Genomic DNA, 11,330 nt, shown 5'->3' with positions numbered 1-11,330 from the left:
GTCTGACCGGGAGTTAACCGCCGACCTTGAAGGAGCCGAGCCGGTTGAGCCTCCTGTTTCAAACTGGGAGCGCTATGAAATCAAAAGCCTCCTTGGCGAAGGAGGAATGGCCCAGGTATTTAAGGCATTTGATCCGCAACTGAAACGATTTGTTGCGTTGAAATTTATCCGCGGAGAGAATGCCTTTTTACGCGAGCGTCTTTTAAAGGAAGCGCGTGCGCAGGCTCAAATCGAACATCCTCACATCTGCAAGATCTACGAAACCGGCGAAGTGCAAAACAGATACTTCATCGCCATGCAATTTATTCAGGGCGCATCTCTTGCTCAGCTTCAACCCGAATTATTGCTCGAACAAAAAGTCAAGATTCTGCAGCAGGTAGCCGACGCAGTTCACGTGGCGCACAGCATGGGAATCATTCATCGTGATCTCAAGCCGACCAATATCATGGTGGAAAACACGCAGGATGGTACTCTTCATCCCTACGTGATGGATTTTGGAATCGCGCGTGAACTGGGATCTCCTTCCAGCACCGCAACAGATCAGATCATCGGCACACCTTCTTATATGTCTCCTGAACAAGTTTTTGGAGATAGGAGTCAGCTGGACAGAAGAACAGATATCTATGGCCTGGGCTCTACGTTCTATTATCTGCTGACCGGGCGATCACCGTTTGAAGGGACCGCTCTTGAAATCCTGGTGAAGGTATCGAAAGACGCGCCGGCGCCAGTTCGAACATGGGTACCCAACATTCCGCAAGACATCGAAACCATTGTGATGAAATGTTTAGAAAAGGAACCGAACCGTCGTTACGATTCTGCCAAGGCTTTCTCGGATGACTTGAAACGGTACTTGAATGGTGACGCGATCGAAGCGAGACCTCCTTCCTTCATGTACCGATTGGAAAAGAAGGTCAAGAAAAATAAGGTTTTTGCTTTCTCCCTGGTACTTTTGCTGATCGCCGGAATTTTCGGAATCTATTCACGATGGCGATCGGCGCAACAGGTGCGACTCACCCAGGAATTCACGCGAGAGGTGGAAGCGATGGATTGGATGATGCGGGTTGCGCATATGACACCGCTTCATGACATCAGGCAGGAAAAAATACAAATCCTTGACAGGATAAAGGCTTTACAAGAAAGCATGAAACGCAGGGGATCCGCTGCAGTGGGTCCTGGAAACTATGCACTCGGAAAGGGTTATATGACGCTACAGGATTATGAAAATGCCAAAAAACATCTGGAGGAGGCATGGAAAAATAATTACCGTACCCCGGAAGCCGCCTATGCTCTTGGAGAAACCACCGGATCATTGTATCAAACGGAACTGCAGACAGCGGAAAGAATTGAAACCGTTTTGCTGCGTGAGCAACGCAAGAAAGAGATTGAAAAGAAATTTCGAGAGCCGATCCTTCGATACTTGAAGGCAAGCAGAGGAGTGCGCACTCAAGCTCCGGAGTACCTGGAGGCGATGATTGCTTTCTACGATAAACATTATGAAGAAGCGTTGCAGAAAACGCGGGGGGCATTCCAACGCCTTCCCTGGTTCTATGAAGCGAAGATCCTGGAGGGGAATATTCATAAAATTCAGGGGAGTGAGCAAATGAGCAAAGGGGTTCCGTCCGATGCAATGAAGCACCTGCATCAGGCTGAGCTCGCGTATCAAAAAGCCGTGCAGATCGGTCAAAGCGATGCGCTGGGATACAGAGGAATCTGTGGTGTCAGGAATGAGTTCTTCTATGCCGAGTTTTACGGCGGAGGAAAGAATCTGGAATCATTAAAAAACGACGCTGTTGATGCCTGCAATCAAGCTTTAATAGCAGACCCTGATGACCCCAGTACCAACAATGCGATTTCCGGCTTTTATAGTTTGTGGGCTGAGCGTCAACTGGATCAAGGTCAGGACTCTTCCGATTCGGTTAGAATCGCGCTCGAAACTGCGGACCGGGCGATCAAAGCTGATCCGCTAGGTTCGGATGGTTACAGTAACGCGGGCCTTGCCCTCTGGCTCAGAGGTAAGGTAGAGACAGCGTCCGGCAAGGATGGAGAGAAGTCTTTTGAGCTTGCAGTCGAAAGATTAACGCATGCGGTGCGAATCGATCCGAACAATGCGAGCATTGTGAGTCATTTGGGTTTGGCTTACATGGATCTGGGCGATTACAGGATGTATCACGGAAAAGATCCGCGCTCGAGCTATGAAGAAGCGACCAAAAGTTTTCGCAAAACCATTCAGATCAGTCCGAACTATTTTGCAGGCTATGCAAATCTTGGGATTCTGTACTCGGCGATTGGAGAGTATGAAATGGATCACGGGTATGATCCTGTTGCTTCCCTGAAGCAAGCAATTGAAATCCTGGATAGAGCAGTTGCAATCAACCCTTCTTTTGTCTTTTGTTATCGATGGCTTATTTACGTCCATCGTGATTTGGGAGAGCATCAATATCATCTGGGGCAGGACCCCTCCGCGGAATTCGATAAGGCACAGAGGTCTTTTGATGCTGGCATAGGATTGAGGAGCGAAGACGCTTTTCTGTACTCAGAGATATCTTCAGTCTCTTTGGTTCGCGGCGAAATGGAGTTGGACCGGAAAAATTCACCCATGACGCACGTTGAGAAGGCCCGTGAGATGCTCACGCTCGCTTTGCAATACAATCCCGCGGATGGTTCTGCTCATTCGCGTGTTGGCTACACACATCTACTGGAAGCAAGATGGTTGATCTTGAACGGAAAGGATCCACAGAATGCGCTGGCTCAGGCCGCATCCGCTTTCCGAAACGCAATTAAAGTGAATCCCGGGGAAACTTCAGCCTTTGTAGGACTGGCAGAGCAATATTACTGGCAAGCGAGGTTTCAAAAATCGCGTGGCCTCAAACCGGATGCGTTTGTCAGTGAAGGACTGAACAGAGTCCAGGAAGCGCTGAAAGTGAATCCTGCTTCCGCGGAAGCCTACGGCTGCAAAGGGATGCTGCTCTCATTGACGGATAGCGCCGCCGCTGAAGAAGCATTTCACAAAATGTTATCGATGAATAAGCACTTGGGCAACCGCTACTCTAAGAGAATTACCAAATAACAAAGCCCAAAACACAAATAATATTCAATTCTCAATCTCCAATTTCCAAATCAGCTTGGCGAGCCCTCGTTTGAAAATTGAGTTTTGGAGCTTATTTGAGATTTCGTGTTTGAGATTTGGAACTTTTATTTATTGTCTGGGATGCCCAGTCGTTTCATCATTTTTTGCAAGCCGAAGCGAGTTATCTTCAACGACCTTGCAGCAGCAGAAATATTCCAATCGTGCAGGTGCAATGCCCGCAAGACCCAGTCCTTGCTTGTTTCATCAAGCTTAGTGCGCAGGTCGACCTGCCCGTGGAAGAAATCAATTTCCGGTTGCCGCGAAGGGTCATGCTTCTCTGTTTGCGTCAATCTGTTTGGAGCTAGGTGTAAATCCAACATTTCTCCAGGGTGCGCCAGCGCAACCATCGAGCTCAGCAGGTTGATCAACTCCCTGATATTTCCCGGATAGGAATACGATACCAAAGAGTCAAAAAGTCTGTTGCTGATGCCCGCAATCGTCTTCTTTTCTCGTTTGCAAATCTGCTGCAAAAGACCAATGATGAGAAGCGTTAGATCTTCTCTTCTCTCGCGTAAAGGTGGAACCACGAGCTCGACTGTTGCAATGCGATGATAGAGATCCTCTCTGAGCCTTCCCGTTCGAATCAATTCCTGTGGATCTTCATTTGTGGCGCTGATCAGACGAAAATCAACCTGCACAGGCACATGCTTGCCTACAGGAGTTACTTTCTTTTCTTCGATTGCGCGAAGTATTTTGGATTGCAGTCCAATAGGAAATGCGCTGAGCTCATCAAGAAAGAGTGTCCCTTCATCCGCAAGCTCGATTTTTCCTGTTCGGGGTCCAACATCTGTCGCAATTTTTTCACCAATTCCAAAAAGCTCCGCTTCGATCAGTTCAGAAGGGAGCGCGGCACAATTAATCGCGATAAATGGACCCTTTGAACGCTTTCCGGAAAGATGAAGCATTTGCGCGAACATTTCCTTTCCTGTTCCGGTTTCGCCCTGCAACAGAATATTCACATCGCTATCTACGAGTGAAAAAATCCGTTGATAGATTTCTCGCATCTTCGGAGACGTTCCGGGAATCATGCCCTCAGGGAAAACGAGTTTTTCCGATACAAAAATATTGTCCGCTACGTGTCTGGCGATATCATCCATTTTGTCGGTGCCGGCATGGCTGCTCGTGGGAGTTCTCTCTGGAATCCTCACAATCTTGTTCTGGTCGGCCTCCACCAGAGACAGCTCTACAATTCCCGCATGAATCAGGTCTCCGGGGTGGATTTCCGACTCATTCACTTTCTTGCCATTTAAACGCGTGCCGTTCGTGCTTCCCAGATCTTTCAACACCCAACCACTTTTCTGCTGAGTCAAACTGAAGTGATTTCTGGATACTCCTTTGTAAGGTAAACAGAGATCATTGTCCGGCAACGAACCTACTCTGATTTCGCTTCGGTCCTCTGCAAGCGGAAACTGGATGATCTTTCCCAGGCAGTTGGCAATTAGAATCAACATTCCTTTGTGCTTATTGTAGCTCCTCCGGCAAGTAAACAAAGTAGCGCGGGCGTCTCGCCGGCGAGCGTACGCAGACGGGACGTCCGCGCTACTTTGCTAATGCTCTGCCACTACTACATTATTCGTAGTGGAGGGCAACGATGGGATCCTGTTTCGCAGCGCGGCGCGCCGGATAGAGGCCGAAAAACAAGCCAACGGAAGAAGAGACTGTGATCGCTGCAATCACCGCGCCCGCTGAAACGCGCGCAGGCAGCGGAGAGACTGCGTTCACAAGGAACGCGACACCGGCGCCTGCAATGATACCGAGCGCTCCACCGATCAAACAGAGAACAACAGCTTCAATCAGGAATTGCCACAGGATATCCCGCCTGCGCGCGCCAAGGGCTTTTCGCAACCCGATCTCTCGCGTCCGTTCTTTCACCGTAACAAGCATGATGTTCATCACACCCACTCCTCCCACCATCAAGCCGATCGAAGAGATCACAACCATCACCAGATAAATAGCGCCGGTGATCTGGTTATAAGTTGTCATAATGTTTTCGGGTGTTACGACTGCAAAATTGTTCGGTTGATCCGCTTTTAATCCACGCTGTTTTCGCAGCACTGCGGTTCCCTGATCGATGGCTGATGGAACGAGCTCCGGACTCTTGGGAATTGTTGCTATATGCAATCCGTTTTCACGATAAGTGCTTGGGAACAATTTCAGGAACGTGCTGAAAGGAATCGTGACGTAATCATCGTTTGAATCGCCGGTAAAGCTGTTCCCCTTCCGTTCAAACTTTCCGATCACCTGAAACTTATGCCCTTCCGCAAGAACCGTTTTCCCGATTGGATCCACGCCGCCGGGAAAAAGGGCATTTGCAACATCATCTCCAATCACTATAACGAATGTCGCGTGTTGAAGGTCCGTTTCCGTGATGAAACGGCCCGCATCCACATTCATGTTGTTGCATTCCAGAAAAGTCGGCTCGGCGCCGCCGAAAGCGAGTCCCGAAGTCTTCTCGTTGCGATATTTGAGCTCAATGCCGTAGTGATACGCTTCGGACGAAACTGCTTTAATAGCTGGAGCATTTTCCCGAATCGCAACAGCATCCTCGTAGTAGAGCGGTTTCCGCATTCGCATTTCGCGGGTGGGATTTCCGAAGTGCACCATCTCTTCATGCTGAAATTGAATGAGATGCGGTCCCATAGATTGAAGCCGGTTCATCATGCTGTTGTTGAGACCCTGAATGATGGAAACCATGCCGATGACTGTCATGACCCCGATCACAATTCCAAGAATCGTAAGGAATGCTCGAAGTTTATTGCTCCGTATCGAAAAGATCGCCTGCGAGAACGCTTCTTGAACGGAACCGAGATTTTGCCTCATTCGCTTCTCAACGCAACGATCGGATCGAGTTTTGCTGCTTTCACAGCCGGCCAGAATCCGGATACCAGTCCAACGGAAGAAGCCAACAGCAACCCGGCGATGACTGGCCCCGGTTCCAGAATCGATGGAAGTGGACTGAAGACTGAAATCAGTTTGCCAAAGATGGCGCCAAGCAAGACTCCGATCGCGCCTCCCACAGCGGCAAGAATGACGGATTCCAGCAGAAACTGGCGCTTCACATCTTTACTCCGCGCTCCCAATGCTTTGCGCAGGCCAATTTCAGAAGTGCGTTCGACTACGGAAACCAGCATGATGTTCATGATCACGATACCGCCGACAATCAGCGCAATCGAAGAGATCCCGATCATGGCAGCGAAAGCCCCTGCTGTGAATGTTTGCCAGAGTTCAACGAGCGCGTCCGTAGTCATGATCGCGAATCCGTCATCTTCCTCATACCGGCGATGATGCTTCGAACGCAGAAGCACGCGCGCCTGATCCTGCGCTTCCGTCATCTTTGCGTTGTCCTCCACCTTTACATAAATGAACACCGGTTCCCGTTTGCCAAAAACTTTCCGGAAAGAAGAGATGGGAATTTCGATTAGCGTATCGCGATTCTCACCAAAGAAATTGCCATACTTCTTCAAAATGCCGACGACCTGAAATTTCCGGCTGTTGATGTGAACGGTTTTCCCGATCGGATCGATTTGAGGGAACAGCGCTTGCGCAATTTCGTAGCCGAGTACAGCAGAAAATGCGGCGTGCTGCTCTTCCCATTCTGTGATGTATCGTCCTGTTGAAAGCTCTCTGTGGTTTGTAATGGCAAAGCTGGCCGTTACGCCGAAAATATTCGGATCTTCGATTTTTTGACGTCCGGCCGTTACGTCAATTTGCAACTGGTTTCTGCTACTGAAACTTGGAACGAGCGAAAACGCGCTAACGTAAGTGCACAAGTCGCATTCCTTTTTCACAAGCTCCATATCTTCCAGCGTCAGATCCTTGCGCCGCATCGCGGTTAACCACGCTTCATGACTTGTGATGAGGCCGAAGCGGTCGATCCGGAAAACGTTACTCCCGGATTCCGTTATGGTGCTGAGGACATAGCGGTTCATTCCACGAATCACGGAAACGACGGTGATCACTGTGGTCACTCCAATGATCACGCCAAGCAGAGTTAAAAACGTTCGGAGTTTGTTTGTCCGAAAGGAAGCAAACACGAGACGGATCGTTTCCATCAAATTCATACGTTTTGTACCGCTGGCTTCCAGCCGGCAAAAAAATGGACCACTTCCAAGCCTGGCCGGCTGGAAGCCGGCGTTACAAACTTCTGTCTTCTTCCACTTTGCCGTCGCGCAGGCGAATCACGCGACGAGCGTGAGATGCGACTTCCGCATCATGCGTTACGAGTATGATGGTGTTTCCGTTCTTATGAAGTCTGTCAAACAAGGCCAGTATTTCTTTGCCCGTATTGCTGTCGAGATTCCCAGTCGGTTCATCCGCCAGCAGAATGGAAGGACGATTGATCAGTGCTCGCGCAATCGCCACGCGCTGTCGTTGGCCGCCCGAAAGCTCATTCGGTTTGTGATGCATCCGGTCGGCCAGATCTACGTCCTTGAGCGTCTGTTCAGCTCGCTGTAAACGTTCCTCAGGATCGACGTTGCTGTACACAAGCGGCAATTGCACATTCTCCAGCGCTGTATATCGGGGCAAAAGGTGAAACGTCTGAAACACAAATCCGACTTCCTTGTTGCGAACGCGCGCGAGCTCATCATCGCTCAGTGTGCTGACGGCATGTTCGTTTAGCCAGTATTCTCCGGAAGAAGGTGAGTCCAGACAGCCGAGTAGATTCATTAATGTGGACTTTCCTGATCCTGAAGGACCCATGATTGCAACGTAATCCCCTTTTTCAATTCCCACGCTAACGCCATTGAGCGCGTGAACTTCCTCTTCGCCCATCTGATACTTTCGCGTCAGGTTTTCGGTACGGATGATCATTTCGCGTCTTTCTTGTCTTTTTCTTCTTCCGGTTTTTTGATCTTCACTAAATCCTCATTCTTCAAATCTCGAAGCGTTTGATAAGTGCCGATCACAATTTCTTCGCCTCCCCTCAAGCCATCTGTCACTTCGATTTGCATCTCTCCCATAACGCCTGTTTTTACAGCGCGAAACATTGCTTTGCCGTTTTGAACCAGAAAGACCCCTTCTTTTTCGCGGTCCTCTTTCTTGATTTTCTCCCGCTCTTCCGGTTTGCTCAAATCACGCACCACCAGTGCTTGAATCGGAACGGTCAAACATTTTGAACGGCTGGCAGTTGTGATTTCACCGTCCGCCGTTAGACCGGGCCGTAATTGCACAGCCAGTTCTTTTAAAGTGATCGTCACTTTGAAATCTGTCGCTTCTTCCGTGCCCGTTGTTTTGACGATCGGACTGTTTCCGATTTCGGTTACTTCTCCTTCAAATTTCTTTCCCGGAAAAGCATCCACAGTGACCACAGCTTTTTGTCCCATCGCCAGATTGCCGATATCTGTTTCATCTACTTCCAGCTCGGCTTCCATCACCGAAAGATCAGCGATCGTTAACAATACTGTGCCGGGATTGTTCATCGTGCCGATCACCGCAACCTCCCCCTCCTCCACTGCGCGGCGCACAACAACACCGCTCATTGGCGATACCACGCGCGTTTTATCCAGATCATCCTTCGAGCGCTTCACATCCGCGATAGATTGTTCTATTTGATGCTCCGCAGCCTGCACCGATGCCTGCTGCATTTCGAATTCCGTGCGCGACCGTTCGTATTCATCCTGGGAGATCAGCCCGGTTTTTTCATCCCACATCTGTGACTTTCGTTTCCACGTCTGCTCAGCCTGTTTGAGACTGCTTCGCGCAGAGTCCAGATTCGATCGCGCGCGACTCAGAGCAGCCTGCGAATTATCCAGCGCTGCTTGAAACGGAACCGGATCAATCTGCAGCAGAAAATCACCGTTTCTGACAATGTCTCCTTCTTCAACGGCCAGCCGCACGATCTTGCCTGGGATACTGGCGCTGATATCGACTTTTTTCTTCGGCTCAATTTTTCCTGACGCCGCAACGATAGAAACGAGATCCTGTCGTTTCACGTGTTCCGTTTGGACTTCGATCTCCTTTCTGCGGCGTTTCGATAGAACTGTGGCAACAGAAGCCCCCACAAGAATCAACAAAACGATGATCACCCAAAACTTTTTTTTCCTTAGTATGCTCATGGTAATTTCGCCGGTTTATCCCCTGGATAGTTAACGTTTCAGCTGGCCGGAATGTTCGCTGAACCTCCCCTCCAACAACAACTTTGATATCATACGACAGACTGTTGGAACACGTCACGAGATTCTGTGTCTAACACCTTCAATGTGAAGCATACACGGATAATCCTCTTTCTGTTATTGACGCTCTTTCTTTCGCAGGCGGAAGCTCAACCTCGATTCCTCGACAAAAGCGCTTTATCTTCGTTCCTGGATTCTGTCGCTCCTCAGGCGGTAAAGGATCTGAACGTGCCGGGCGCGGTTGTGATCGTAGTCCAGGAGGATCAAATCGTCTTTTCAAAAGGTTATGGAGTGGCGAATCAAGAGTCCAACAGACCGGTTGATCCCGATCGCACACTTTTCCGGATCGGTTCGGTAACGAAATGTTTTACGGCAACCGCCATTCTGCAACTGATCGAGCAAGGGAAATTGCAATTCAACGACGATGCGCGAAAGTATGCTGAATTCCTCAAGGTCCGCCATCCGGTAACCATCGCGCAACTGTTAACACACACCGGGGGCTTTGAAGAGAAATTGATTCGGACAGGCGCCTTGACTTCCCAGGGAGTTCTTCCACTCTGGGAGTATCTAAAAAGAGAGATGCCGGCGCAAGTTTTGGCGCCCGGAAAATACACGATGTATTCCAATCACGGATTTGTGTTGCTTGGCTACATTGTTGAGAAGGTAAGTGGGAAGCCATTGGGACGGTATCTTGAAGGCAACATTTTCTGTCCTCTGAAAATGGTCCAAACGACATACGGCTTACCATCCGCGGAATCGGCGTTGGCGACCGGATACGTATTAGGTCGCGCTGTGCCGCAAGCTCATTTGCAGATTGGTCCCGCTGCCGGCATAACAAGCACAGGAAGCGACATGGCACGCTTCTTAATCGCTCATCTTGCTGTTGCAAACTCCAGCGATCGAATTCTGTCTTCTTCAATGCTCAAGTTGATGCACCAGCGACAGTTCTCGCAACATTCGTCTTTGCCCGGTCTGACTTATGGTTTTTACGAAAGCTACTACAACCATGTTTACGGGCTGTACCATCGCGGAGGAGTACGCGGCTTTGCCTCACTCATCTATCTGTTGCCGGAACAGCGGATTGGAATTTTTATTGCGAATAACGGCGATCAGCAAGAGTTCGGATTCCGAATTGTGGATCCGTTCTTAAACAAGTATTTTCCAGCTCAACCATTCCAGATGCAGGCAGCTTCCGGTTCCCCGGAAAAGAATCGATCGATCGAAGGGACGTATCGGTTTTTGCGATATTCGAGAAATACGATTGAAAAACTTGCGTTGCTGAAGCGACCGGACATTTTGGTGCGGATTCAAGCGGACGGTTCATTGGATATTGGAGGGACACGCTTTTTGGAACGAGGGCCGATGCTGTTTCAGCAGATGGGAAGCTATGAGCGCGCAGCATTCTTGAAAAACGACAGGGGATCGATCCGGTATCTTTCCTACGAGCAGGATGTCTTAGAAAAGATTCCCTGGTATGTCTCAAGCGGGTTTCAGCAATTGCTTTTCTTTTTGTTCGTAACGGCTTTTATATCCACTTTCTTTCGCTGGTCTACGGAAAATCCGCATCTCGTCGAATCGAGTACTTCATCACTCGCGGAGCGAAGAACCATCTCATTTGCGAAAATGTTGTCAGCATTGAACTTGCTTTTTCTGGCCGGATTGATTGCAGGATTCATGGTGATTAAGCCGGGAAGAATCTGGCTTGGAGTGCCTCTCCCTTTCTTATTGTTGCTCTGTTTACCGCTTTTGAGCTGCTGTTTTGCGGCAGCTATGCCGTACTTCGTCTGGTCTGCCTGGAAAGAGATTGGGATGCTGCCGCGCGTAAGGCTGTTATTACTCCTTCTGATTAATTTTGGTTTTGTTGCTTATCTCTACTTTTGGAACCTCTTGGGATTTAAAGTTTAAAGGGGATATGGAGATAAAAAAGGGATAAGGAGATGAAAAAAAATCAAAATCTGAGTTTATCTCCACCTCCCTGAGCTATCTCCCCATCTCCCTTCTTACCTAACGCGGCATAGCCGACAACCAAAATGATAGCGGAGAGAAGTCCGAATATCGAACAAGGAACTCCGAACCGCAGAAGTCTGGCC

The 11,330-nt window shown here is 49.2% G+C and carries 7 protein-coding genes; 2 read left to right on the top strand and 5 right to left on the bottom strand.

From position 1 onward, the window contains the following. Nucleotides 1-3,067 (top strand): protein kinase (locus tag L0156_10000; GenBank protein ID MCI0603335.1); only part of this gene is annotated, 3,067 nt, incomplete at its 5' end. Nucleotides 3,068-3,192: 125 nt separating this feature from the next. Here the strand turns inward: L0156_10000 and L0156_09995 are convergent. The 5 genes from L0156_09995 to L0156_09975 all read right to left on the bottom strand — a co-directional run bounded on the left by L0156_09995 (nucleotide 3,193) and on the right by L0156_09975 (nucleotide 9,183). Then, nucleotides 3,193-4,578 (bottom strand): sigma 54-interacting transcriptional regulator, encoded by a 1,386-nt coding sequence (locus tag L0156_09995; GenBank protein MCI0603334.1) that lies wholly within the window; start codon nucleotides 4,576-4,578, stop codon nucleotides 3,193-3,195. A 118-nt stretch (nucleotides 4,579-4,696) separates the two neighbouring features. Beyond that, the gene (locus L0156_09990; GenBank protein MCI0603333.1) at nucleotides 4,697-5,947 is read right to left on the bottom strand and encodes an ABC transporter permease; all 1,251 of its coding nucleotides are present in this window, start codon (nucleotides 5,945-5,947) and stop codon (nucleotides 4,697-4,699) included. Then, nucleotides 5,944-7,188 carry an ABC transporter permease gene (locus L0156_09985; GenBank protein ID MCI0603332.1) on the bottom strand — a complete coding sequence of 415 codons (1,245 nt, stop codon included), beginning with the start codon at nucleotides 7,186-7,188 and terminating at the stop codon, nucleotides 5,944-5,946. The genes L0156_09990 and L0156_09985 overlap by 4 nt, the downstream gene beginning before the upstream one ends. Nucleotides 7,189-7,261: 73 nt before the next feature. Further along, the gene (locus L0156_09980) at nucleotides 7,262-7,936 is read right to left on the bottom strand and encodes an ABC transporter ATP-binding protein (protein ID MCI0603331.1); all 675 of its coding nucleotides are present in this window, start codon (nucleotides 7,934-7,936) and stop codon (nucleotides 7,262-7,264) included. Continuing rightward, nucleotides 7,936-9,183, bottom strand: a complete 1,248-nt coding sequence (locus L0156_09975; GenBank protein ID MCI0603330.1) for an efflux RND transporter periplasmic adaptor subunit — start codon at nucleotides 9,181-9,183, stop codon at nucleotides 7,936-7,938. Before L0156_09975 ends, L0156_09980 begins: the two co-directional genes overlap by 1 nt. Nucleotides 9,184-9,327: 144 nt before the next feature. Between L0156_09975 and L0156_09970 the strand changes: the two genes are divergently transcribed. Then, on the top strand, nucleotides 9,328-11,145 hold the full coding sequence (locus tag L0156_09970) for a beta-lactamase family protein (protein ID MCI0603329.1): 1,818 nt from the start codon (nucleotides 9,328-9,330) through the stop codon (nucleotides 11,143-11,145). The last annotated feature ends 185 nt before the right edge of the window (nucleotides 11,146-11,330 follow it).

This window comes from bacterium (assembly GCA_022616075.1).
Classification (GTDB): Bacteria; Acidobacteriota; HRBIN11; order JAKEFK01; family JAKEFK01; genus JAKEFK01.
This window is presented reverse-complemented; position numbering and strand designations above follow the sequence as displayed.